The sequence below is a fragment of the Massilia sp. 01N410 genome, from assembly GCF_056399665.1.
The window spans coordinates 102,515-126,029 of sequence record NZ_JBFTRV010000013.1; the positions used below are offsets into that span (position 1 = coordinate 102,515).

Consider the following 23,515-nt stretch of genomic DNA (forward strand, 5'->3'; position numbering starts at 1 on the left):
CAAGAGAAAACATGGCAGTGCTGGGAAAGGTATATCTGATCGGAGCCGGTCCCGGCGCGGCTGACCTCATCACCGTACGCGGCGCACGCCTGCTGGCCCAGGCCGACGTCGTGCTGTACGACGCCCTCGTCACGCCCGACATGCTGGAACTGTGCGCCGAGGCCGAGAAGATCTCGGTCGGCAAGCGTTCCGGCCAGCGCTCCACCGCCCAGGTCCATATCAACGAACAGCTGGTCGAATGCGCGCGGCGCTACCGGATGGTGGTGCGCCTGAAGGGTGGCGATCCGATGCTGTTCGGGCGCGCCGACGAGGAGTTGCGCGCCCTCGAGGAAGCCGGCATCGAAGTCGAGGTCGTCCCCGGCATCACCACGGCGGTGGCGGCGGCGGCGGCCACCCGGCAGCCGCTCACCAAGCGCGGGGTGGCGCGCAGCGTCGCCTTCTTCACCTCGAGCACCGCGCCCGACCAGCCGGAACATGCCGCCCTTCCCGAGACCGACACCATGGTGCAGTACATGGGCGGACGCGAAGCCGCCGCCACCGCCGAGCGCCTGCTCGGCCAGGGGCGCCGCCCCGACCTGCCGGTGGTCGTGATCGAAAACTGCAGCCGCCCCGACCAGCGCATCCTGCGCCTGACCCTGTCCGACCTGGCCCACGGCCTGGACATGGCCCACGGCCCGGTGCTGGTGATGATCGGCGAAGCCCTGCAACGCCGGCCCCACCAATCCCCAGATTAAAAACTGCCAGGGCAAGGCGCATTCGCCGCAGCGGCGGACCGCGAAGACAATACGCTAGCACGGCGAGCCAAATGCAACGCCACCATACAAGTCCCCCCGACTAAAAACTCCCAGGGCAAGGCGCATTTGGCGAGGACAGTACGCTAGTACGACGAGCCAAATGCAACGCCGCCATGGGAGTTTTTAGCCGTGCCAGGGCGTGTAGTCGATGCCGTTCTGGATAGCGCCGATCACCTGCGCCTGGTTCTCCGCGCTCTCGCTGAAGTCGACCAGCACCTGGGCGCGCGATACGAGCTGGATCGAATGCAGCCAGAAATCGTAGCCGGCGGCGTCCGGCGTGCGGTGCAGCACGTTCGCATACAGCGCTTCCACGTATTGGGCATCGTTCGGGTTGGCGCCGTATTTATCGTGGAATTCGGCGCTCTCGATGAAGCTGTTCGCCACCTGCATCAGGGTATGGCCGCCGTCCATCGAATCGATCCAGTAGCCCAGGCCACCCTTGTCCGGCGTGCGGTTGAAGGCGGCCTGGTAGAGGCGATAGGCCTCGCCGGCATTGCCCTGGATGTCCAGCGCCAGGGTCTTGTCGCTGAACTGCACGCGCTCGACATTGGCCAGCATGGTCGTGCTGCCGTTCACGTAGTCGTACACCGAGACATTCGCACCGTCGGTCCACAGCTTGTAGTTGGTGCGCGTGTTGGCGAAGACCGCCGTGTCGATGCCTTCCTTGCCGTCCAGCAGACCGCCGCCGCCGCTTGCCGCCAGCATGTTGTTGCCGGCCGTGCCGGTCAGGTTCGATGCCGCCGGCAGGCTCGGCGTGATCGCCACCGGCGTACCCGGGGTGGTCGCGGCCGGCGCGCTGGGGACGGTCACGACCGGGGCAGGTGCCGGCGGCGTGCTCACCACCGGCGTCGCCGGGATCACCGGCGTGGTGACTGTCGATGCCGGGTCGCCGGCGGTGTCGCCGGCATGCGAATTCTGTGCGCTGTCCTGCACCGGCGCGGCCGGCGTCCCCGAGTAGACGCGCGCTTCGACCGACACGCCGCCCGCCTGGCTGTCGACCCAGGCCGCGGCAAAGCCGCCGTTGGCCAGCGCCACCAGGTCCGGACTGGTCTGGTCGCCGGCGCGCATCTGGTTGATCCCGAATTCCTGGACGTCGACCGGGCTGCCGTCGGCGCCGAAGCGGCGGCCGAAGATGCCGCTGCCGTCGTAGTCGCCGCTCTGCGACTGCCAGGCGACCACGAAGCCGCCGTCGGGCAGCGCGGTCACCGCGGCGTCGTAGCGGCCGCCGCCGGACTGCATGTTCGCCTGCGTCGCCGCGCCCAGCGCGTGGCCGGTGCTGTCGTAGACCTTGAAGAAGATGTCGCTCATCGAGTAGCCGAGCGGCTCGTTGACATAGCTGTCCCAGGCCACCACGAAGTTGCCGTTTGCGAGCGTGGTCAGGTGCGGCAGCGGGGCCGCGGTCGCCAGGCTGGCCGCGTAGCCGTCGCCGTTGACGACGAAGGCCTGGTTCGAGGCGCTGGTGGCGGCGTACACATTGCCGTCGTTGATCTCGCCCCAGGACACCACATAGCCGCCCTGCTTCAGCGCCGACAGGCTCGGGCTGAAGGCCGAGGACAGCGCGCCGTAGTCTTTCTGCGCGCCGGCCAGGGAACCGTCGGCGGCGGCCAACTGCACGTGGACTGCGCCGCCGCTGCGCCAGCCGACCGCGAAGGAACCGTCGGCGAGGGTGGTCAGCGCCGGCATGGCGGCATCAAAGCTGGCGCTCCCGTCCAGCACGTGTTCGGCGCCGGCGCTGCCGTTGGCCTCGATCACGCGGTAGGCGATGCGGGTGGCGCTGCCGTCGTTCACGGAATAGGCGACCACGAAGCGGCCGTTGCCGAGCGCCGTCACCGCCGGCTCGCCTTCGAGTTTGGCGTCGCCGCTCGGCGTCAGCGCGAAGGCCGCACCGGTGGCGGCGCCGCTGGCATCGCGCATCTGCGCCCACAGGCCGGCCCCCAGACCGCCCGCCACCGGAGCGCCGGCCGCGGTGTCACCGCCCTGCCAGACGGCGACGAAGCCGCCGTTCGACAGTGTCGCCAGCGACGGATTGGCGGCCCAGGCATTGCTGGCCGCGCCGAGTTTCAGGTCGTTGCCGAAGCCCGTCAGGTCCTGCGTAATGCCATCCTGCACGGTATAGCTCAGGATGCTGGCGACGCCCTCGCCCGCTTTCGGATTGCCGTTGGCGTCGAGCTGGTAGCGGTCGTAGTAATGCACCGTCACCGTCGCCGACAGGCCGGTGGCCGGGAGCTGGGCGGCATCGGCGATCACCAGGCGCGCCGAGGAGTCGGTGGCCGGGTTGTAGGCGATCGAGAACAGGCCGGGAGTCGACTGGCTGTCGATCACCCAGCGTCCGCCGGTCGGCGAACCGGTGTCGATCGGGGACAGCTGGTCGACCACCGCGCCGGCCTGCATGGTCGAGAACATCGTGTCGTTTTCGCCGGTGAGGCCACCGGGCGCATTGTCGACGATGACCGTGTTGTCGCTCGAGACCACGCTGCCGTCAGCCAGCTTGTAGTGGGCGCTGAAGGTGTTCGACGAGGTCGTGTCGGTGCTGCCGTCGAGGAAGCGCCACAGGGTGCCGCTCGCCTGGACATAGCTGCCCTGGCCGTCGACCGGCAGCGTGTACGGGTTCCAGGTCTTGCCGTTGTCGTAGCTGTACTGGAGCTGGCCGCGCGACAGCTGCTGCCCGGCGGCGCTGGCGATATCGAATGCAACCGCCGTCACGGCGGAAGACGATGCGCCCGATGCCACGGTGGTGCCGGCATAGGTCCAGGCAGGGCTGCCCCAGGTCGGGCGGACGTAGATGGTGGTCGAGGGGGAGGTCATGGGAATCAGGAGCGGGGCGATATCCGCTATGATTCCCTACGGCAAATTTAAATTCAATGAGGAAATTGTTTTCCGTGCGGGAAGTTCACCGAAAACCAACGAAAGATTAGCCTGGAAACAACTCAGTTAGCGAAAAAGATTGCATCGACTGCAAGTCAGTTAACGAACAGCATAGATGGATCAACCAGGAAGGGCGCCCACGCAATAGGCCGCCATGGCCGCCAGCACGTCCGGGTCTTCGCCGACCGCGGGCACTGTCGAAAAGCTTACGTCGGGATGGGCGGCGCGCAGTTCCTCGACCAGGCGCGGGAGGTCGCGCAGCAGGTGGCCGCCCTGCCCCAGGAAGATTGGAACGATGGTGATCTCGCGTATGCCGCGCGCGGTGAGCAGCGCCGCCTCTTCCGGCAGGCTGGGCGTCATCAGCTCGAGGAAGGCCAGCGAGACCGCGACGTCGGGCCGCTGCCCGGCGGTGAGCTCGCGCAGCCGCTGGAAAGGCGCGGCCCAGGAAGCGGCGCGGGCGCCGTGGGCGAACAGGATCAGGGCACGATCGGAATGCGGTTCCACGATGGTCTCCCTAACGCCGCTCGACCCAGCGCAGGGCGCCCAGCGCGAGCAGCAGGAACAGCAGGCTGGGCGCGACCGCCGTCATGAAGGCCGGCCAGGTCGACAGCATGCCGATGTGCGAGAACAGGTTGTCGATCAACATGAAGCTCACGCCGATCATGATGCCGACGAAGATCTTGAAGCTGACCCCGCCGCTGCGCACCTGCAGGTAGCCGAAGGGCAGCGCCAGCGCCATCATCACGAAGATCGACAGCGGGCCGATCAGCTTGCGCCAGAAGGCGATCTTGAAGCGCTCGGTTTCCTGGCGGTTCTCGGCCAGGTGGCGCGTGTAGACGGCCAGTTCGTTGGCCGACATGCGCTCCGGATCGGAACGCGACACCGACAGGATCTTCGGCGTGATCTCCGATTCCAGGTCGAGGGTCGGGATCTTGCGCGTGGAAACGGCGGCGGTGTCCTGGCCGAAGCTGTTCTGGATGGTCTGGCCGTTCGGCAGCGGCGCGCCCGGTGCGGGCAGCGTGCGGCTGTTGGTGAACTGGGTCTCGGTCACGTTCTGCAGGCGCCAGGTGTGGTTGCCGCCGAAGACGGCGCTGGCGGCCGTGATCAGCGCACGCATGCGCATATTGTTATCGAACTCGTAGAGGCGCACGTCCTGCAGCTGGCCGTCCGGGAGGATCTGGCGCGCGTTGAAGAAACGCGAACCGGTCACCGGGCCCTTCGGTCCGCCCTCGTGGATGGTGTCCTTGGTCCACATGCCGGAGCGGAATTCGGCCGACACGGTGGCGCCCTTGGCCGACAGGCGCAGGCGCTCGGCCAGCGGCGCCGTGCGCGGCGTGACCAGCTCGCCGAAGATGAAGGTGACGACCACGAACACGACGCCGATCTTGAACAGGATCCAGGCCGTCATCCGGGTCGACATCGATGAGGCGCGCATGATCGTGAATTCCGAGGTCTGGGCGAACTGCGCCATCGTGTAGATGGTGCCCAGCAGGGCCGCGATCGGCATCACGCGGTACATATTACCGGGCACCAGCATCAGCACGTAGAGCAGCGCGTGCTGGATCATGTAGCCGCCCTTGCCCACCGCCGGCAGTTCGCCGGTCAGGTCCATGAAGGCGGCCAGGGCCAGGAAGGCCACCAGCACGAAGGCCACGGCCTGGGCGATGTTGACGAAGAAGTAGCGCTCGAGGATCTTCATTTCGCGCCCTCCTTCGCGACGCCGCTCTGCAGGAGGCGGCGGCGCTTCCAGGCGTTCGCCAGCAGCAGCGGATGCCAGCGGTGGTGGATGTTGAGGCGCCAGGCGAACAGCCCCAGCGCGGCCAGCAGCACCAGCGCATGCAGCGGCCACCAGCCCATGCCGAAGGCGAGCTTGGCCTGCTTGACGGCCTGCTCGGCGGCCTTGGTCAGGTTCAGGTAGGTGAAGAAAATCAGCAGCGCCAGGATCAGGTTGGTCGAGGCGCCGGCGCGCGGGTTGACGAAGCCGAGCGGGATCGCCAGCAGCATCAGCACCAGGCACATGATCGGCGCGGTGATGCGGTACTGGAGTTCGGCATCGGCGTACTGGTTGCGCGGCATCGCCATCAGGGCCGGCGTCGACAGGCTCTCGACCTTGAGGTCGCCCATCACCGGGGCCTGGCTCGAGACCCGCATCCGGTAGCGTTCGAATTCCATCGACTGGAAGTCCGGCTTGCCGGGCGTGCCCTGGTAGCGCCGGCCGTTCTTCAGCACCAGGTACTGGCCGCCCTTGCCGTCCGGTTCGATCTGGCCTTCCTTGGCGACCACAGTGGTGTTCACACCCTGGTCGATGGTATTGACGAACACGTTCTGCACCACGGTCGAGGAACGCCCCGCGGAGCTTTCGACGAAGAACACGCGGTCGGCGGCGACCGATTCGCGGAACTGGCCGGGCGCGACGCGCTGCAGGTCTTCGCGCTTTTCGAAGCGTTCGGTGAACTCGTTGCTCTTGAGCTGGGCCCAGGGCATGGCGACCAGCGACAGTCCCGCCACCAGGATCGCGACCGGCAGGCCGAAGATCAGCACCGGCGCGATCCAGCGCGTGAGCGACTGGCCGGAGGCGAACCAGACGACCATTTCGGAGTCGCGGTAGCTGCGCGTGATCACGACCAGCACCGAAATAAAGCTGGTGAGGATCAGGATTGTTGGCAGATAATTCAGCACCGCAAAAGCGATCAGCGCAAGCACGTCGCCCGATGCGACCTTGCCTCCCGCGGCCCGGCCGAGGATGGTGATCAGGGTCCAGGTGACGAGGATGGAAAACAGGACGGTGAAGGTTGCGCCGGCGACGCTGGCCAATTCACGCTGTAGGGCGCGTCGGAAGATCATTCGATAGTTATAATTGCAGGTTAGGCACTGACGCGCGCATCGCCGATTCGCATGCCGCGGCCTCGAATAGACAAACGGAGAACCAAATGGACTTTAGCATAAAAGCATTCGACACAAAAAACACGCTGGCCGCAGCCAAATCCGGCTGCGTCGCAGTCGCAGTGTTCGAAAACAAGAAACTGTCGGAGGCCGCCAAAGCCCTCGACCTGAACGGCGAGATCGCTGCCGCCGTCAAGTCGGGTGATATCTCCGGCAAAGCCGGCACCACCCTTCTGCTGCGCGGCGTTGCCGGCGTTACCGCGGCCCGCGTGCTGCTGGTCGGCATGGGCGCCGACGAAGCCGTGAGCGAGAAGAGCTTCACCGGCGCCGTCAGCGCCGCCCTGAAGACCTTCGCCACGCTGGGCGCGCAGGATGCCATTATCGCATTCCCACTGGAGAATGTGAAAGACCGCGACCTGGCATGGGCAATCCGCAGCATCGTGGTTGCCGCCAACGAGGCCGAATTCCGCACCGACGCGCAAAAGAGCAAGAAGGATCCCCTGCCTTCCGGCGTGCGCAAGCTGGCCATCGCCGCCCCGCAGGCGAACGCGCAGCTGAAGACCGTGCTGGCCCAGGCCCAGGCGATCGCCAACGGCATGAACCTGACCAAGGAACTGGGCAACCTGTCGCCGAACGTCTGCACCCCGACCTACCTGGCCAACACCGCCAAGAAGCTGGCCGCCGACCACGGCTTCGACATCGAAGTCCTGGAGCGCAAGCAGCTCGAGGCGCTCAAGATGGGCAGCTTCCTGTCGGTCACCCGCGGCAGCGACGAAGCGCCCAAGTTCATCGTCCTGAAGCACAACGGCGGCAAGAAGAACGAGGCGCCGGTGGTCCTGGTCGGCAAGGGCATCACCTTCGACACCGGCGGCATCTCGCTGAAGCCGGGTCCGAACATGGACGAAATGAAGTACGACATGTGCGGCGCCGGCTCGGTGCTGGGTACCTTCCGCGCGATCGGCGAGATGGGTCTGAAGCTGAACGTGGTCGGCATCGTGGCCGCCTGCGAGAACATGCCGTCGGGTCACGCCACCAAGCCGGGCGACATCGTCACCGCGATGAACGGCACCACCATCGAGATCCTGAATACCGATGCCGAAGGCCGCCTGATCCTGTGCGACGCCCTGACCTACGCCGAGCGCTTCAAGCCGGCCGCCGTGATCGACATCGCGACCCTGACCGGCGCCGTGATCGTCTCGCTGGGCCACCACACCTCGGGCCTGTTCACCCGCGACGATGATCAGCACAACGCCCTGGCCGACGAGCTGATGGACGCCGGCAAGCAGACCGGCGACACCGCCTGGCGCCTGCCGATCGGCGAGCAGTACAACGAGCAGCTGAAGTCGAACTTCGCCGACCTGGCCAATATCGGCACCCCGGGCGGCGCCTCGATCACCGCGGCCTGCTTCCTGGAGAACTTCACCCGCAACTACACCTGGGCTCACCTGGACATCGCCGGCACCGCCTGGAAGTCGGGCGCGGCGAAAGGCGCCACCGGACGTCCGGTGCCGCTGCTGACGACTTTCCTGTTGAACCGCGTGTAATTGCTACGCCGCCCCACGCGACGTCGCCCCCGCGCAGGCGGGGGCCCAAGTTCGTAGTGCCCTGGTTACGTTTGAAGCTGGCGGTATGCGTATAAACTTGGATCCCCGCCTGCGCGGGGACGACGCACTTTCTCAGAAAATGGGCGTAGCGGAATCCCCCACCCCATGCTCCCCTTCGCCAGGCTTAGCCGGGCGCATGAACACCGTCAGGGTGGGAGCATAGGCGTAGTTGTTCTCGACATAGTCGCGCAGGCCCGCGGTAAAGAGGATGTTGCCGACCAGGCGGTTGGCCTTGTAGTGGGCGCCCCACCACTCATCGGCGCTGCCGACGCCGTCGCGCTTGCAGTAGACGGCCAGCGGCTTGCTGCTGCGGGTCACCGTCACCCGTCCGGGCGCGACCACGAACCAGCGGCCGATGTCGTTCGCCAGCAGGCAGCCGACGCCGGTCACTTCGCGATGTTCGAGAATGGCGTGCACCTCCACCTGCTGCTCCGGGGAGTCGCCGTTGATGCCGCCGCTGCCCACGCAGCCCGCCAGGCAGGCGCCCAGCGCAAGCAATAAAACTTTCTTCATGCACCGTCCGCGGCAAAGCGCGGCAGGCGCACGCCGTCGACCTCGACCGTTTCGAAAAAGACGTGCTTCGGCCGGACCCAGGTCCTGCCGTCCTCGCCACGGTAGACGATCACCGGCGTATGATCCGCCTCGAGCACGGCCTCGCAGACCAGCTCGTAGACCCCGCCCTTGTAGTGGCGGTAGCGCATCAGGTCTGTTCTGCGACCTGGCGGCTCTGGTTCTGGTTCTGGCTCTGGCTCTTTTTCTTCAGGCTCTGGATGACCCGCACGATGCCTTCGACGCCTGCACTCTCGTCGAGCGCACTGAAGGCATCCAGGACCTCGTTCAGCACGCGGTTGCGCACCGCAGCCTCGTCGGCCAGCATGACCGGGGCCTTGTCCTCGGCCGGCGCGAATTTCTGCACCTGCTGGGCCTGCTGCGCCTCGAGGGCCTTGCTGCCGTGCGTCAGCGCGGCCTGCCAGATCAACCAGCGGCGCTGGGTTTCATATACCAGGTACTCTTCCGGCTTATCCTCACGGCGCCGGACAATGTGGCCATCGCGTTGGGCCCATGCTTCGAATGCTTGACGCATTGCTGTCCTTTACAAAAGCTGTGTGCAAATCCTGCTTGCGGATCCGCGATCGTTACACACCTGCCAGTGGCCGGAGCGGTTCCGGCCCGGGCAACCCTAACAAAGCAATGAATTGCCAGGAGATACTTGACTTCAAAGAAATGTGCAAATACTACACTAAAATTGGCCTACTGCAACTTTTTCTTCCCGAATGAAAAAAGATACGAAATCGTTCCGCGTCTTGCCCCGATTGTTACATCTTGTCACAGTCAGGCCGTGTTTGCCAGACCTGTCATATGTTTTTCTTATCGAGCAATGATTTTACGTCATCACCATTGCATTTTCTACAAATTATTGCAATTGCGCATGGTTTCAAAAGGAAACCCTCCACAAATACAACAGGTAGCTGAAATTGCCTTACCGTCTCGCAACCGAGGTAAAGCAACATTCATTCCTCCTTGAAGAAATTTCATAAAATCAAATAGTTAGCGTTTTCCCTTTAAAGGATTTCCGCTGTCCTGTAAGTAATTCCGACAGGCATCGACTAAAGACGTTCTCATAAGCCGGTTGAGCTATTAAGATGCAGGTCTGTTTGATCTTTCGACGCCCACATTAATGAAAATTGCCACCTGGAACGTAAACTCCCTCAAAGTGCGCCTGCCGCACCTGCTGCAATGGCTTGCCGCCAATCCGGTCGACGTGCTCTGCATCCAGGAAACCAAGCTCACCGACGACAAATTCCCCGTCGCAGAGATCAACGCCTCCGGCTACGAGGTCGCCTTCACCGGCCAGAAGACGTATAACGGGGTTGCCATCCTCTCCCGCCATCCGCTGAGCGACGTGGTGCGCAACAACCCGCACTTCCCGGACGAGCAGCAGCGCCTGATCGCCGCCACCGTGCAGGGCGTGCGCATCATCTGCGCCTATGTGGTGAACGGCCAGGCGGTCGGCTCCGACAAGTACGCCTACAAGATGGCCTGGCTGTCCGCCCTGCGCGAGTGGGTGAAGGAAGAGATGGCGGCGCATCCGGACTTCGCGATCCTGGGCGACTACAACATCGCGCCGGACGACCGCGACGTCCACGATCCGGCCGAGTGGGAAGGCCAGATCCACTGCTCCGAACCGGAGCGCGAAGCCCTGCGCGCGCTGTTCGGCCTGGGGCTGACGGACGCCTTCCGGCTGTTCGAACAGCCGGAAAAGCAGTACAGCTGGTGGGACTACCGGATGATGGCCTTCCGCCGCAACCGCGGCCTGCGCATCGACCACATCCTGCTGTCGCCGGGCCTGGCGCAGCGCTGCACCGCCTGCACGATCGACCGCGAACCGCGCAAGTGGGAGCAGCCTTCGGACCACACCCCGGTCATCGCAACGCTCGACTGAACAGCGGCGGTATCTCCTCGGCGGCGGCCGGCTTCGCGAACAGGTAGCCCTGAAGATAAGCGCAGCCGTGCTGGCGCAGCAGGTCCATCTGGCCCTCGGTCTCCACGCCTTCGGCCACCACCGACAGCTGCAGGCTGCCGGCCAGCGCCATGATGGCGGCGACGATCGCCTGGTCTTCGCTGCTCGATTCCAGGTCGCGCACGAAGGCGCGGTCGATCTTGATCTTGTGGACCGGGAAGCGCTTCAGGTAGGCCAGGCTCGAATAGCCGGTGCCGAAGTCGTCGATCGACAGGCGGATGCCCATCTTCGAGATCTGCCCCAGCGTCTCCAGGGTCTGCTGGCCGTGCTGCATCAGCGCGGTCTCGGTGATCTCGAATTCGAGCAGGCTCGGGTCGATGCCGGTATCAATGAGGATGCGGCGGATCGATTCGATCAGGCCGCGCTGCATGAACTGGCGCGCCGACAGGTTGATCGCCAGCGGCACCGCCGGCAGCCCCGTGCGCTGCCACGCCACCGCCTGTTCGCAGGCGGCGCGGATCACCCACTCCCCCACCGGCACGATCAGACCGTTCTCCTCCAGCATCGGGATGAAATCGTCGGGCGCGACCAGGCCGTGGCCGGGACGGCGCCAGCGCAGCAGCACTTCCAGGCCTCTCACGCTGCGCTCCCGCATGCAGACGATGGGCTGGTAGAACAGCGTGAATTCATGGCGTTCGAGGGCCCCGCGCAGGCTGGTCTCGAGTTCGAAATGGCGCGCCGCCGCCACGTTCATGCGCTCGGCGAAGAACTGGTAGTTGTTGCGGCCCGAGGCCTTGGCGTGGTACATCGCGGCGTCCGCCTTGCGCATCAGGGTCTCGACGTCTTCGCCGTCGTCCGGGCACAGGCAGATGCCGATCGAGGGCGAGATATGCAGGCTGCGGCCTTCGAAGCGCACCGGCTCGGCCAGCGCACCGATGATCTTCTCGCCGACCAGCGCGCATTCCTCGGCCGCGCGCACGCCCGGCACCAGCACCACGAATTCGTCGCCGCCCAGGCGCGCCACGGTGTCGACCGCGCGCACCACCTTGCACAGGCGGTTCGCGACTTCCTTCAGCAGGTGGTCGCCGGTCAGGTGGCCGAGCGAATCGTTGATGGTCTTGAAGCGGTCCAGGTCGATGAACATCACGGCCAGCTTGCGGCCCTCGCGGCGCGCCGCCAGCATCGCCCGGTCCAGGCGTTCGGAGAGGAGCGCGCGGTTCGGCAGCCCGGTCAGGGCGTCGTGGTAGGCCATGTGGTGGACCCGTGCCTCGGCCTGGCGGCGCTCGACGATCTCGGCCTGCAGCAGCCGGTTTGCGCCGGCCAGTTCGGCGGTACGCTCGTGGACCCTCACTTCGAGTTCGTCGCGCGCGCGGCGCAGGGCGTCGGCCGCCTCGCGCTGGTCGGTGACGTCGTCGATCAGCCAGACGCTGCGGCCGCTGCTCTCGGCCAGGTCGAAAGGCCGGCCCGACAGGCGCGCCCAGAAGCGCGTGCCGTCACGCCGCATCAGCTGGTATTCGGCCATGTGCACACGCCCGGCCGCGAAGTCGGAGCGGGTCTGGCGACGCGCCTCGTCCCAGCTGGCGGCGTCCGGATAGAGCGCGCGCACCGAGGTGCCCTCGATCGCGGCGCCGGGATAGCGGAACAGCTCTTCCATCTTGCGATTGCAGCGCAGCGTGCGCCCGTGCTCGACCACCGCGATGCCCAGCACCGCGTTGTCGAGGATGGCCTGGTTTTCCAGCAGGGCGTTGCGCAGCGATTCCTCGTCGCACTTCTGGCGGGTGCGGTCCTCGATCATCCAGATCGTACCCTTGGCCGGCGCCTCACGGTTGATCGCATAGCCGATCAGCCTGGCCCACATCGGCGTGCCGTCCTTGCGCACCATGGTGCTCTCGGCCTCGAAGGGCTTGCCCTGCCCGAGCACGCTGTAGGCCGCCACGCCCAGCGCGTCGAAAGACTGGTCGTCGGCATACAGGATCCGCGTCAGCCGTTCCAGGGTTTCGCCCTCCCGGTAGCCGAACATGCGATCGAAGCTGCTGTTGGCGCGCGTGATGACGCGTTCGCGGGTGAAGAAGATGCCGATCGAGGCGTTGGTCATGATCGCCTGCACCTCGATCAGGGCCTGGTGCGCCTCGGTGACGTCTTCCAGGATCCAGATCGTGCCGGCCTCGCGCGAGGTCATGTCGACCGCCTTGGCGCGGATGCGGCACCAGATCAGCGAGCCGTCGCGGCGGCGCAGCTGGATCTCGGCCTGTTCGAACAGCTCGCCGGCGGCCAGGACCTGGATCGCCTTCTCCATGAAGGCTGCGTACTGCGTCCGCGAGAAGAAGAACTCGACCGGGTCGCGTCCGACCAGCTCGCAGGCATCGTAGCCCAGCATCTGGGCCATGCGCGGATTGCAGGACTTGACCATATGCGGCAGGGTGACGACGATGCCGACCGGGGCGTGTTCGAGCACCGCGGCCTGCTCCAGGCGGGCGCGCTGGTCGGCCTGGCCAGTGCCGGGCAGTTCGCCGAACACGAAGGTGGCGCCGGCAATGCCGGCGTCCGGCGGCAGCGGCCGCGCCCTCACCTCGACCGGCACTTCGCGCGCGCCGGCAGCCATCACGCCGCTCCAGCGCCGTTCGCCGCCCGGCGCCAGGGCGGTCTCGTGCAGCGCCTGCGGGACGCTGCGCTCGCAGAACAGCGCCGGCAGCGTGCGGCCCTCGATCGGCGCACCGAGCAGCCGCTCGAGCGCCTCGTTGGCCGCCCAAATCATCCCCTGCGCGTCGCAGGCGCATGCCGGCGCCGCGAGCAGCGCCAGCGCTTCGGCCACCAGGGCCGGTTTGCTCGTTACACGATCCATCCCTTGTTCCAGTCTCCGGGTCCGTCCATGGGACCTCTATTTCCCATGGGAATCATAAACCACAAATCACCGGAAATATCAAACTGGCAAAAAAAAGGCCCGCCGTGTTGTACGGCGGGCTCATCGGCTGAATGCGCTCCTGGAGTCGCTCTTAGAAAGCGTCGCCGGGGATGCGTACCCAGCCCTCCATCAGCACACGGGCGCTGCGGCTCATCACGGCCTTTTTGACGACCCAGTCGCCATCCACCTGCCCGGCCTGGGCGCCGACGCGCAGGGTGCCGGACGGGTGGCCGAAACGCACGGCCTCGTGCGCACGGCCGCCGGCGGCCAGGCTGACCAGGGTGCCGGGAATCGCCGCCGCGGTGCCGATCGCCACCGCCGCCGTGCCCATCATCGCGTGGTGCAGCTTGCCCATCGAGAGCGCGCGCACCAGCAGGTCGATGTCGTGCGCTTTCACCTGCTTGCCGCTCGACGCCGTGTAATCGGCGGGCGGCGCGACGAAGGCGACCTTCGGCGTGTGCTGGCGGCGCGCGGCTTCCTCCACGTGCGCGATAAGGCCCATGCGCATGGCGCCGTGGGCGCGGATCGATTCGAACATCGCCAGCGCCTTCGGGTCGCCGTTGATGTCGTCCTGCAGCTCGGTGCCCTTGTAGCCGACATCCAGAGCGTTCACGAAGATGGTGGGAATGCCGGCGTTGATCATCGTGGCTCTCAGGGTGCCGACACCGGGCACCTCCAGCTCGTCGACCAGGTTCCCGGTCGGGAACATCGAATTGCTCCCCCCTTCGCCGCCCTCGCCCTCCTCGGCCGCCGGGTCCATGAACTCGAGCTGCACTTCGGCCGCCGGGAAGGTCACGCCGTCCAGCTCGAAGTCGCCGGTTTCCTGGACCTGGCCATTGGTGACCGGCACGTGGGCGACGATGGTTTTCTGGATATTCGCCTGCCAGATGCGGATGGTGACGCTACCGTTTTCCGGAATGCGACCGGCGTCGATGAAACCGTTGGCGATGGCATAGGGGCCGATCGCCGCCGACAGGTTGCCGCAGTTGCCGCTCCAGTCGACGAAGGGCTTGTCGATCGAGACCTGGCCGAACAGGTAGTCGACGTCGTGGTCCGGGCGCGTGGCCTTGCCGACGATGACGGTCTTGCTGGTGCTGGAAGTGGCGCCGCCCATGCCGTCGATCTGCTTGCCGTAGGGGTCGGGGCTGCCGATCACGCGCATCAAGAGCTTGTCGCGCGCCTCGCCGGGGACTTGCGCCGCTTCGGGCAGGTCCCGGAGGCGGAAGAAGACGCCCTTGCTGGTGCCGCCACGCATGTAGGTGGCGGGGATTTTAATCTGTGGGACGTGGGCCATATGTGTTAGCTCCAAAACCGTCATTCCCGGCATTGCCGGGAATGACGGGTTCAATATCATGCAGCGACTTTGGTGGTCGCCAAAAAGTCCTGCGCAAACCGCTGCAGCACGCCGCCGGCCTCGTAGATCGACACCTCTTCCGCCGTATCCAGGCGGCAGATCACCGGCACCTCGACCGTCTCGCCGTTCTTGCGATGGATGACCAGCGTAAGCGTCGCGCGCGGCGTGCGCTCGCCCACCACGTCATAGGTCTCGGTACCGTCCAGGCCCAGGGTCAGGCGGGTGGTGCCCGGCTGGAATTCCAGCGGCAGCACGCCCATGCCGACCAGGTTCGTGCGGTGGATGCGCTCGAAGCCTTCGGCCACGATGGCTTCCACGCCCGCCAGGCGCACGCCCTTGGCCGCCCAGTCGCGCGAGGAGCCCTGGCCATAGTCGGCACCGGCCACCACGATCAGCGGCTGCTTGCGTTCCATATAGGTCTCGATCGCTTCCCACATGCGCGTGACCTGCCCTTCCGGCTCGATGCGGGCCAGCGAGCCGGCGCGCACGCTGCCGTCGGCATTGCGCACCATTTCGTTCTTCAGCGTTGGATTGGCGAAGGTTGCGCGCTGGGCCGTCAGGTGGTCGCCGCGGTGGGTCGCGTAGGAGTTGAAGTCCTCTTCCGGCAGGCCCATCTTGTGCAGGTATTCGCCGGCCGCGGAGTTCATCATGATGGCGTTCGACGGCGACAGGTGGTCGGTGGTGATGTTATCGCCCAGCACCGCCAGTGCGCGCATGCCTTTCATGGTGCGCTCGCCGGCCAGCGCGCCTTCCCAGTACGGCGGACGGCGGATATAGGTGCTCATCGGGCGCCAGTCGTACAGCGGCGACACGGCTTCTTCCGTCGTCTCCTGGCGCGCGAACATCACGTCGTACACATTGCGGAACTGCTGCGGCTTGACCGACTGCTCGACCACGGCGTCGATCTCGGCATCGCTCGGCCAGATGTCGGCCAGCCTGATCTCGCGGCCGGAGGCATCGACGCCCAGCACGTCCTTCTCGATGTCGAAGCGGATCGTGCCGGCGATCGCATAAGCCACCACCAGCGCCGGCGAAGCCAGGAAGGCTTGCTTGGCATAGGGGTGGATGCGGCCGTCGAAGTTGCGGTTGCCGGACAGGACGGCGGTCGCGTACAGGTCGCGCTCGACCACTTCTTTTTGAATGACCGGGTCCAGCGCGCCCGACATGCCGTTGCAGGTGGTGCAGGCAAAGGCGACGATGCCGAAGCCCAGCTTTTCCAGTTCCGGCAGCAGGCCCGCCTCTTCCAGGTAGAGCGCCACGGCCTTCGAGCCTGGCGCCAGCGACGATTTCACCCAGGGCTTGCGCAGCAGTCCCAGCTTGTTGGCGTTCCGCGCGATCAGGCCGGCGGCGATCATATTGCGGGGGTTGTTGGTGTTGGTGCAGCTGGTGATGGCGGCGATGATCACGGCGCCGTCCGGCATCAGGCCCGGCTCATTCTCGACCTTGCCGGCGATGCCCCGGGCCGCCAGTTCCGAAGTCGGCACGCGATTGTGGGGGTTGGAGGGTCCGGCGATGTTGCGCACCACGGTCGACAGGTCGAAATGCAGGGTGCGTTCGTACTCGACGTTCGCCAGGGTGTCGGACCACAGGCCCGCTTCCTTCGCATAGGTCTCGACCAGCTTCACCAGCTCGTCGTCGCGGCCGGTGAGCTTCAGGTACTTGATGGTCTGCTCGTCGATCGAGAACATGGCGGCGGTGGCGCCGTATTCGGGGGCCATGTTCGAGATCGTGGCGCGGTCGCCCAGGGTCAGGTTCGCCGAACCCTCGCCGAAGAATTCAAGATAGGCGGAGACGACTTTCGACTTGCGCAGGAATTCGGTCAGCGCCAGCACGATGTCGGTGGCGGTGATGCCGGGCTGCGGTTTCCCGGTCAGCTCGACACCGACGATGTCCGGCAGCCGCATATAGGAAGCACGGCCCAGCATGACGCTCTCCGCTTCCAGGCCACCGACGCCGATCGCGATCACGCCCAGCGCATCGACCATCGGGGTATGCGAGTCGGTGCCGACCAGGGTGTCCGGGAAGGCCACGCCATCCTTTACCTGGACCACGGGGCTCATGCGTTCGAGGTTGATCTGGTGCAGGATGCCGTTCCCCGGCGGGATCACGTCGACGTTCTGGAAGGCCTTCTTGGTCCACTCGATGAAGTCGAAGCGGTCTTCGTTGCGGCGGTCTTCGATGGCACGGTTCTTGGCGAAAGCGTCCGGATCGAAGCCGCCGCACTCGACCGCCAGCGAGTGGTCGACCACCAGCTGGGTCGGCACCACCGGGTTGACCAGGGCGGGATTACCGCCTTGCAGGGCGATGGCGTCGCGCAGGCCGGCCAGGTCGACCAGGGCGGTCTGGCCCAGGATATCGTGGCAGACCACGCGCGCCGGGAACCATGGGAAATCGAGGTCGCGCTTGCGTTCGATGAGCTGCTTCAGCGAAGGCACCAGGGCCTGCGGCTCGCAGCGGCGTACCAGGTTTTCGGCCAGCACACGCGAGGTGTAAGGCAGGCCGTCCCAGGCGCCCGGCTGGATTTCCTCGACTGCGGCCTTGGCGTCGAAGTAGTGCAGATTGGTCTGGGCGGCATCCTGTCCGCGCAGGGGTTTGCGATATTGGCTGTTCATGATGGATCAGGTGAAACCAGAGATAAGAGCAGGTGCTGCGTGGCGCAGTACCGGCCTTCGTGAAAGATGGCATCCGGCTGGACGCCGAATTGCTGGAAGCCGAGGCTGTCGTACAGGCGACGGGCCGGCGCGTTGTCCTCGTTGACCACCAGCGTGAGCTGCCGGATGTGGCCGAGCGAGCGGGCAAAGGCGATCAGATGCGCCGTCAGCAGTCGCCCGATGCCGGCGCCCTGATGCTCGCGCCCGACCATCAGGCTGTTCAGGCTGGCGACGTGACGCAGCCGCCTGCCCTCCTTGGCGCGCAGGCAGATGGCGCCGACCAGAAGTTCACGGTCGAAAGCGCCGAACCAGTGGTAGTCCGGCCTGGCAAGGCGCTCCGCATGCCAGGCGAGGGATTTGCCGAGCGCTTCTTCGTAGTCGGGACCGTGCGCGAACTGGAACTCGCGCAGGCTGGCCAGGCGCAGCTCGCGGTAGGCGGCTGTGTCGCTTGGGGTGAGTCGGCGGATAGTCGGATCGTTCATGTCATCCTTCGTCATCCCCACGAAAGCGGGGATGACGGCAGTGGTTTACTTACGCTCCGCCAGCGGCACGAACCTCAGATCCTCCGGACCGACATAGTTCGCGCTCGGACGAATGATCTTGTTGTCGATACGCTGCTCGATGATGTGTGCCGACCAGCCCGAGGTACGCGCGATCACGAACAGCGGCGTGAACATCGCGGTCGGCACGCCCATCATGTGGTAGGACACCGCCGAGAACCAGTCCAGGTTCGGGAACATCTTCTTCACTTCCCACATGACCGTTTCCAGGCGCTCGGCGATGTCGAACATCTTCATCGAACCGGCGCTCGCCGACAGATCGCGGGCTACTTCCTTGATCACCTTGTTGCGCGGGTCCGAGATCGTGTACACCGGGTGGCCGAAGCCGATCACGACTTCCTTGTTGGCGACGCGGTTGCGGATGTCGGCTTCGGCTTCGTCCGGGTTCTCGTAGCGCTTCTGGATCTCGAAGGCGACTTCGTTGGCGCCGCCGTGCTTCGGACCGCGCAGCGCGCCGATCGCGCCGGTGATGGCCGAGTAGATGTCGGAACCGGTGCCGGCGATCACGCGGCCGGTGAAGGTCGAGGCATTGAACTCGTGCTCGGCGTACAGTATCAGCGAAGTGTGCATCGCTTTCACCCACTCATCGGATGGCTTCTGGCCGTGCAGCAGGTGCAGGAAGTGACCGCCGATCGAGTCGTCGTCGGTCTCGACTTCGATGCGCTTGCCGTTATGGCTGAAGTGGTACCAGTACAGCAGCATCGAACCCGTTGACGCCATCAGGCGGTCGGCGATGTCGCGCGCCCCCGGGATGTTGTGGTCGTCCTTTTCCGGCAGGGTGCAGCCCAGCACCGAGACGCCGGTGCGCATCACGTCCATCGGGTGCGAGGCGGCCGGCAGGGCTTCCAGCGCGCTCTTCACCGCTTGCGGCAGGCCGCGCAACATCTTCAGCTTGGCCTTGTAGCCTTTCAGTTCGGCGGCGGTCGGCAGCTTGCCGTGCACCAGCAGGTAGGCGATCTCTTCGAATTCGGATGTGTCGGCCACGTCCAGGATGTCGTAGCCGCGGTAGTGCAGGTCGTTGCCGGAGCGGCCCACCGAGCACAGCGCGGTGTTACCGGCGGCGACGCCGGACAGGGCGACCGATTTCTTGGGTTTGAAAGTCGGGGTCTCGGTTTGGCTGGTCTGATCGGTCATGGTCTTGATATCTCCGTATTCGATGAATTATTTGGCTTTGTTCTGGGCAAACAGGGCATCGAGCTTCTGCTCGAAGCTATGGTAATCGATGCGGTCGTACAGTTCGGCGCGGGTCTGCATGGTGTCGACCACGCTCTTCTGGGTGCCTTCGCGGCGGATGGTCTCGTAGACGTTCTCGGCGGCCTTGTTCATGGCGCGGAAAGCCGACAGCGGATACAGCACGATGTCGACGTCGGCACCTTTCAACTCTTCGACGCTGAACAGCGGGGTCGCGCCGAATTCGGTGATGTTCGCGAGGATCGGCACCTTGACCGCCTTCTTGAACTGGGCGTACATCTCCAGGCTGGTGATCGCTTCCGGGAAGATCATGTCGGCGCCGGCTTCGACGCAGGCGACCGCGCGCTCCACGGCCTTGTCCAGGCCCTCGACGGCCAGCGCATCGGTGCGCGCCATGATGACGAAGTTGTCGTCGGTGCGGGCGTCGACGGCGGCTTTCACGCGGTCGACCATCTCGCCCTGGCTGACGATCTCCTTGCCCGGCCGGTGGCCACAGCGCTTGGCGCCGACCTGGTCTTCGATATGGCAGGCGCCGGCGCCGGCCTTGATCAGCGAGCGCACGGTGCGGGCCACGTTGAAGGCGGACGAGCCGAAGCCGGTGTCGATGTCGACCAGCAGCGGCAGGTCGCAGACGTCGGTGATGCGGCGCACGTCGATCAGCACGTCTTCCAGGCCCGAGATGCCGAGGTCGGGCAGGCCCAGGGAGCCGGCAGCCACGCCGCCGCCCGACAGGTAGATCGCGCGGTAGCCAGCGCGCTTGGCCAGCAGGGCGTGGTTGGCGTTGATCGCGCCGATCACCTGCAGCGGATGTTCTTCCTGCACGGCCTGGCGGAATTTGGCGCCTGCGGAGAGTTGGCTCATGTCCTCTTACCTTTCAATGATGCGTTGACGGGAATATGCCCTCACTAATGCAAACGGCGTGCCAAGCCAATCGCTGGCGCCTTGCCCCGTGTTTTCAAGCACTTGCGCCGTTTCGCCCTGCGTGTTTCGGCATCGATGTTTCACGAACGTTTCATTTTGAAACATCGTTGCGCAACACGCAAGCCTGGATCCTGTTCGCACAGCTGAGTTGCTCAGGCGTAGAATCCTCTGCGCAATTCCTTTTTGACAAAAACAACCAAGAGGATCTATGTGCGACATTCGTAAGGCCGGCCTGCTCGCCGGCATCGCCCTGCTCTGCTTCGGCGCCCATGCCGAACCGGTCGACGCCAACACCATCAACCGCATCGCCGACGAAGGCTATAACCGTGGCCAGGTCGTGAACCTGGCCGCCTACCTGAGCGACCGCATCGGCGGCCGCATGACCAATTCGCCGGCGATGCGCCAGGCGGAAAAGTGGACCCAGCAGATGTTCACGAGCTGGGGCCTGAAGAATGTCCACGCCGAAGGCTACGATTTCGGGCGCGGCTGGTGGATCGAATCCTCGAGCGTGCGCATGGTGGCGCCGCGGCCGCTGGCCCTGACCGCGATCCCGGTGGCCTGGACACCGGCGACCCGTGGCACCGTGAGCGCGACTATCGTGGTGGCGCCGGTCCGCAACGTGCGCGACCTGGCCCAGTACAAGGGCAAGGTGAAAGGCAGGATCGTGCTGGTCAGCTATCCGGAGGTGCCGAAGGACGACACCGGCGCCACCTTCAAGCGCTACGACGAGGCCGAACTGGGCAAGTTGTCGACCTACGACCAGCCGCACTACGATCCGGACCAGTCGTTCGACCTGTACAAGAAATACTTCGAGCAGGCGCGCGAGATCGACCGCTTCATGGCGGCGGAAGGAGCGGTCGCGCTGGTCAAGATGTCCTACCGTAACGGCGGCCTGGTGCAGGGCGAAGGCTACTTCCACCGCAAGGGCGACACCGTCTCCCTGCCCGAAGTCGAGATGGCGGCCGAAGACTACCGCCGCCTGGCGCGCCTGGCCAAGGTCGGCGAAGTGAAGCTCGAACTGAACAGCAATGTCCACTTCGACGACCGCGACACGAACGCCTACAACATCCTGGCCGAGATCCCGGGCAGCGATCCCCAGGCCGGCTACGTGATGGCCGGCGCCCACCTCGACAGCTGGGTGGCCGGCGACGGCGCCGCCGACAACGGCGCCGGCTCGGTGGTGGTGATGGAAGCGGCGCGCATCCTCTCGCAGCTGGGCGTGAAGCCCAAGCGCACCATCCGCTTTGCGCTGTGGTCGGGCGAGGAACAAGGCCTGCTGGGCTCCCTCGCCTATATCAAAAATCACATCGCGACCCGCCCGCGCCCGAGCAATCCGGAGCACGCCAAACTGCCCGAATTCATGTGGGAGACCTACCCGGTCACGCCGCTGCCCGGCTATGACGAGATGGCCGCCTACTTCAACCTCGACAACGGCTCGGGCAAGATCCGCGGTATCTATGCCGAGGGTAACTTCGCGGCGATACCTGTGCTGAAGAACTGGCTCGCTCCCTTCGACAGCCTGGGTGCGAACAAGGTCGTGGCCAAGAAGACCGGCGGCACCGACCACCAGATCATGGCCGGCATGGGCCTGCCCGCCTTCCAGTTCATCCAGGACCCGCTCGACTACGGTTCGCGCGTGCACCATTCGAACCTCGACACCTTCGACCACCTGCGCACCGAAGACCTGCGCCAGGCCGCGGTGATCATGGCCACCGTGCTGCTGCAGGCGGCCGAGAGCGACACACCGATGCCGCGCAACGTGCTGCCGAAGCAGCCGACGCCGACCGATCCCTTCCACTACCGCGATCCGGCCAAGGAATGAGGATGAGGCGCGCATACGCATCGCTTGCCTGCGCGCTGCTGCTGGCCGGTCCGGGTGCGAACGCCCGGGCCGACGGCATCGCCAGCCGCGCCGAGGCGGTGAAGATCGTCGCCGACATGCGCCGCATCGTCACCCCGCAGGGCATCGAAAGGACGCAGGCGGTCAGGATCGGCGGCATCGAGCAGTGGATCAGTGTGCGCGGCGCCGACCGCCGCAACCCGGTGCTGCTGATGCTGCACGGCGGCCCGGGCTATGTGGCGATGCCGACCAGCTGGTACTTCCAGCGCGGCTGGGAAGAGTATTTCACGGTCGTGCAATGGGACCAGCGCGGCGCCGGCAAGACCTATGCCGCCAACGATCCGGGCAAGGTAGCGCCGACCATGACCCGCGCCCGCATGCTGGCCGACGCCGAGGAGATGGTGGCCTGGCTGCGCAAGGAATTCGGCAAGCAGCGCATCTACGTGATGGGGCACTCATGGGGCAGCTCGCTCGGTATCGAACTGGCGCAGCGCCATCCTGACTGGCTGCACGCCTATATCGGCATCGGCCAGATCACGGATGCGCCGGAAAGCGAGCGGCGCGGCTGGCGCTTCGCGATGGATGCGGCGAAGAAGGAGAACAATCTCGAGGCGGTGCGCGAGCTGGAATCGATCGCGCCCTACGCCCAGCCGGGCAAGCAGGTAGCACTGAAGGACCTCTACCTGCAGCGCAAATGGCTGGGCCGCTACGGCGGCGCGGTGTACGGCAGGACCGGCTTCGACGCCGAGGCGGCCGCGGTGAAGTTGTCGCCGGAATACACGGATGCGGATTTGAAGACCATCTGGGACGCCACCGAATTCTCGTCCAGCCGGCTGCTGGCGGAGACGATCTCGATGGACTTCAGCGGCTACACGACATTCCGCTGCCCGATCCTGATCTTCAACGGACGGCACGACTACAACGTGTCCTCATCGGCCACCGCAGAATGGTTCGGGAAGGTGAAGGCGCCGTCGAAGCGGCTGGTGTGGTTCGAGCATTCGGCCCACGAGATCTTCAACGAGGAGCCGGGGAAGACCCTGGTGTCGCTGGTGCGCCATGCGCGGCCGTTTGCGGAGAAGGCGGGCGACGTCGCGCCCTGACGCAGCTTCAGCGGCGCTGCTGGAAGACCAGCGTGTTTCCGCTCGGGTCGTCGACGTAGAATTCGCGGGTGCCCCAGGTCTGCTCGAGCGGGCCGGCGTGCACCGGCGAATCCGGCCGGGTGGGCGGATTCAATCCGCGCGCGACGAAGCCTGAAAACAGGGCATCCACGTCCTCGCACAGGACGATGACGCTGGAATGGCCGAAGCGGCCTTCCCCGGGCGTCAGGTTCAGGTGCAGCTCTTCCTTGCCCCTGGCCAGGCCCGCGTAGCACGCGGATTCCCCGGGCCAGCTGAAGCGCAGCTCGAAATCGAGCACGCGCGTATAGAAGGCGATGGCTTCCTGGATGTCGCGCACGACCAGTATCGGTATCATCTTCCCCGCCCCTTCC

19 protein-coding genes are annotated in these 23,515 nt (G+C 65.6%); 5 read left to right on the forward strand and 14 right to left on the reverse strand.

Annotation, left to right across the window (positions count from 1 at the left end):
• The first annotated feature begins 11 nt into the window (after positions 1-11).
• Positions 12-734: a uroporphyrinogen-III C-methyltransferase gene (gene cobA / locus AC1DOP_RS17840; RefSeq protein ID WP_477252524.1), complete on the forward strand. Its 723-nt coding sequence runs from the start codon at positions 12-14 to the stop codon at positions 732-734.
• A gap of 183 nt (positions 735-917) precedes the next feature.
• On the opposite strand, the gene AC1DOP_RS17845 is transcribed toward cobA, so the two are convergent.
• From AC1DOP_RS17845 to lptF, 4 genes are all read right to left on the reverse strand, one after another.
• A complete protein-coding gene (locus AC1DOP_RS17845; protein WP_477252526.1) occupies positions 918-3,599 on the reverse strand; it encodes a DUF4214 domain-containing protein in 2,682 nt (893 codons plus the stop codon).
• A gap of 180 nt (positions 3,600-3,779) precedes the next feature.
• Positions 3,780-4,163, reverse strand: coding sequence for a sirohydrochlorin chelatase (locus AC1DOP_RS17850; protein ID WP_442121683.1), 384 nt, complete (start codon positions 4,161-4,163; stop codon positions 3,780-3,782).
• Between the two features lie 10 nt (positions 4,164-4,173).
• Positions 4,174-5,358 carry an LPS export ABC transporter permease LptG gene (gene lptG / locus AC1DOP_RS17855; RefSeq protein WP_442121684.1) on the reverse strand — a complete coding sequence of 395 codons (1,185 nt, stop codon included), beginning with the start codon at positions 5,356-5,358 and terminating at the stop codon, positions 4,174-4,176.
• The gene (lptF, locus tag AC1DOP_RS17860) at positions 5,355-6,503 is read right to left on the reverse strand and encodes an LPS export ABC transporter permease LptF (protein WP_442121685.1); all 1,149 of its coding nucleotides are present in this window, start codon (positions 6,501-6,503) and stop codon (positions 5,355-5,357) included. Before lptF ends, lptG begins: the two co-directional genes overlap by 4 nt.
• Positions 6,504-6,589: 86 nt before the next feature.
• Between lptF and AC1DOP_RS17865 the strand changes: the two genes are divergently transcribed.
• Positions 6,590-8,086: a leucyl aminopeptidase gene (locus AC1DOP_RS17865; RefSeq protein WP_442121686.1), complete on the forward strand. Its 1,497-nt coding sequence runs from the start codon at positions 6,590-6,592 to the stop codon at positions 8,084-8,086.
• A 132-nt stretch (positions 8,087-8,218) separates the two neighbouring features.
• Here AC1DOP_RS17865 and AC1DOP_RS17870 read toward each other — a convergent pair whose 3' ends face one another.
• Genes AC1DOP_RS17870 through AC1DOP_RS17880 form a run of 3 tightly spaced genes read right to left on the reverse strand, consistent with a single transcriptional unit; the run spans position 8,219 to position 9,230 of the window.
• Positions 8,219-8,659 (reverse strand): hypothetical protein, encoded by a 441-nt coding sequence (locus AC1DOP_RS17870; RefSeq protein WP_477252530.1) that lies wholly within the window; start codon positions 8,657-8,659, stop codon positions 8,219-8,221.
• Entirely contained in the window at positions 8,656-8,847 is a 192-nt protein-coding gene (locus tag AC1DOP_RS17875; RefSeq protein WP_477252532.1) for a DUF1653 domain-containing protein, read from the reverse strand. The genes AC1DOP_RS17870 and AC1DOP_RS17875 overlap by 4 nt, the downstream gene beginning before the upstream one ends.
• On the reverse strand, positions 8,847-9,230 hold the full coding sequence (locus AC1DOP_RS17880; RefSeq protein ID WP_477252533.1) for a phiTE_015 family protein: 384 nt from the start codon (positions 9,228-9,230) through the stop codon (positions 8,847-8,849). Before AC1DOP_RS17880 ends, AC1DOP_RS17875 begins: the two co-directional genes overlap by 1 nt.
• Before the next feature lie 594 nt (positions 9,231-9,824).
• On the opposite strand from AC1DOP_RS17880, the gene xth reads away from it, so the two are divergent.
• Positions 9,825-10,589: an exodeoxyribonuclease III gene (xth, locus tag AC1DOP_RS17885; RefSeq protein ID WP_442121690.1), complete on the forward strand. Its 765-nt coding sequence runs from the start codon at positions 9,825-9,827 to the stop codon at positions 10,587-10,589.
• Here the strand turns inward: xth and AC1DOP_RS17890 are convergent.
• The 6 genes from AC1DOP_RS17890 to prpB form a co-directional block, all read right to left on the reverse strand.
• Positions 10,570-13,449, reverse strand: coding sequence for a sensor domain-containing protein (locus AC1DOP_RS17890; RefSeq protein WP_477252536.1), 2,880 nt, complete (start codon positions 13,447-13,449; stop codon positions 10,570-10,572). The two genes, xth and AC1DOP_RS17890, sit on opposite strands and share 20 nt — an antisense overlap.
• A gap of 151 nt (positions 13,450-13,600) precedes the next feature.
• Positions 13,601-14,803 carry a 2-methylaconitate cis-trans isomerase PrpF gene (prpF, locus tag AC1DOP_RS17895; RefSeq protein ID WP_477252538.1) on the reverse strand — a complete coding sequence of 401 codons (1,203 nt, stop codon included), beginning with the start codon at positions 14,801-14,803 and terminating at the stop codon, positions 13,601-13,603.
• Between the two features lie 56 nt (positions 14,804-14,859).
• Entirely contained in the window at positions 14,860-17,475 is a 2,616-nt protein-coding gene (gene acnD, locus AC1DOP_RS17900; RefSeq protein ID WP_477252540.1) for a Fe/S-dependent 2-methylisocitrate dehydratase AcnD, read from the reverse strand.
• Positions 17,472-17,996, reverse strand: coding sequence for a GNAT family N-acetyltransferase (locus tag AC1DOP_RS17905; protein WP_442121694.1), 525 nt, complete (start codon positions 17,994-17,996; stop codon positions 17,472-17,474). The genes acnD and AC1DOP_RS17905 overlap by 4 nt, the downstream gene beginning before the upstream one ends.
• Before the next feature lie 45 nt (positions 17,997-18,041).
• Complete coding sequence (gene prpC / locus AC1DOP_RS17910; protein WP_442121695.1) at positions 18,042-19,208, reverse strand: bifunctional 2-methylcitrate synthase/citrate synthase; 1,167 nt, start codon at positions 19,206-19,208, stop codon at positions 18,042-18,044.
• 27 nt (positions 19,209-19,235) lie between these two features.
• A complete protein-coding gene (gene prpB, locus AC1DOP_RS17915) occupies positions 19,236-20,126 on the reverse strand; it encodes a methylisocitrate lyase (RefSeq protein WP_442121696.1) in 891 nt (296 codons plus the stop codon).
• A gap of 268 nt (positions 20,127-20,394) precedes the next feature.
• Between prpB and AC1DOP_RS17920 the strand changes: the two genes are divergently transcribed.
• Together AC1DOP_RS17920 and AC1DOP_RS17925 are read left to right on the forward strand one after the other, a co-directional pair.
• A complete protein-coding gene (locus AC1DOP_RS17920; protein ID WP_477252543.1) occupies positions 20,395-22,008 on the forward strand; it encodes a M20/M25/M40 family metallo-hydrolase in 1,614 nt (537 codons plus the stop codon).
• Between the two features lie 2 nt (positions 22,009-22,010).
• Entirely contained in the window at positions 22,011-23,126 is a 1,116-nt protein-coding gene (locus AC1DOP_RS17925; RefSeq protein ID WP_477252545.1) for an alpha/beta fold hydrolase, read from the forward strand.
• Between the two features lie 7 nt (positions 23,127-23,133).
• On the opposite strand, the gene AC1DOP_RS17930 is transcribed toward AC1DOP_RS17925, so the two are convergent.
• A complete protein-coding gene (locus tag AC1DOP_RS17930) occupies positions 23,134-23,499 on the reverse strand; it encodes a VOC family protein (RefSeq protein ID WP_477252547.1) in 366 nt (121 codons plus the stop codon).
• Positions 23,500-23,515 lie beyond the last annotated feature (16 nt).

What these genes read in the sequence shown, in the direction of transcription:
- cobA (WP_477252524.1), top strand. Translation starts at nt 12, where the DNA reads ATGGCAGTGCTGGGAAAGGTATATCTGATCGGAGCCGGTCCCGGCGCG.
- AC1DOP_RS17845 (WP_477252526.1), bottom strand. Translation starts at nt 3,599, where the DNA reads ATGACCTCCCCCTCGACCACCATCTACGTCCGCCCGACCTGGGGCAGC.
- lptG (WP_442121684.1), bottom strand. Translation starts at nt 5,358, where the DNA reads ATGAAGATCCTCGAGCGCTACTTCTTCGTCAACATCGCCCAGGCCGTG.
- lptF (WP_442121685.1), bottom strand. Translation starts at nt 6,503, where the DNA reads ATGATCTTCCGACGCGCCCTACAGCGTGAATTGGCCAGCGTCGCCGGC.
- AC1DOP_RS17865 (WP_442121686.1), top strand. Translation starts at nt 6,590, where the DNA reads ATGGACTTTAGCATAAAAGCATTCGACACAAAAAACACGCTGGCCGCA.
- AC1DOP_RS17870 (WP_477252530.1), bottom strand. Translation starts at nt 8,659, where the DNA reads ATGAAGAAAGTTTTATTGCTTGCGCTGGGCGCCTGCCTGGCGGGCTGC.
- AC1DOP_RS17875 (WP_477252532.1), bottom strand. Translation starts at nt 8,847, where the DNA reads ATGCGCTACCGCCACTACAAGGGCGGGGTCTACGAGCTGGTCTGCGAG.
- AC1DOP_RS17880 (WP_477252533.1), bottom strand. Translation starts at nt 9,230, where the DNA reads ATGCGTCAAGCATTCGAAGCATGGGCCCAACGCGATGGCCACATTGTC.
- xth (WP_442121690.1), top strand. Translation starts at nt 9,825, where the DNA reads ATGAAAATTGCCACCTGGAACGTAAACTCCCTCAAAGTGCGCCTGCCG.
- AC1DOP_RS17890 (WP_477252536.1), bottom strand. Translation starts at nt 13,449, where the DNA reads ATGGATCGTGTAACGAGCAAACCGGCCCTGGTGGCCGAAGCGCTGGCG.
- prpF (WP_477252538.1), bottom strand. Translation starts at nt 14,803, where the DNA reads ATGGCCCACGTCCCACAGATTAAAATCCCCGCCACCTACATGCGTGGC.
- acnD (WP_477252540.1), bottom strand. Translation starts at nt 17,475, where the DNA reads ATGAACAGCCAATATCGCAAACCCCTGCGCGGACAGGATGCCGCCCAG.
- AC1DOP_RS17905 (WP_442121694.1), bottom strand. Translation starts at nt 17,996, where the DNA reads ATGAACGATCCGACTATCCGCCGACTCACCCCAAGCGACACAGCCGCC.
- prpC (WP_442121695.1), bottom strand. Translation starts at nt 19,208, where the DNA reads ATGACCGATCAGACCAGCCAAACCGAGACCCCGACTTTCAAACCCAAG.
- prpB (WP_442121696.1), bottom strand. Translation starts at nt 20,126, where the DNA reads ATGAGCCAACTCTCCGCAGGCGCCAAATTCCGCCAGGCCGTGCAGGAA.
- AC1DOP_RS17920 (WP_477252543.1), top strand. Translation starts at nt 20,395, where the DNA reads ATGTGCGACATTCGTAAGGCCGGCCTGCTCGCCGGCATCGCCCTGCTC.
- AC1DOP_RS17925 (WP_477252545.1), top strand. Translation starts at nt 22,011, where the DNA reads ATGAGGCGCGCATACGCATCGCTTGCCTGCGCGCTGCTGCTGGCCGGT.
- AC1DOP_RS17930 (WP_477252547.1), bottom strand. Translation starts at nt 23,499, where the DNA reads ATGATACCGATACTGGTCGTGCGCGACATCCAGGAAGCCATCGCCTTC.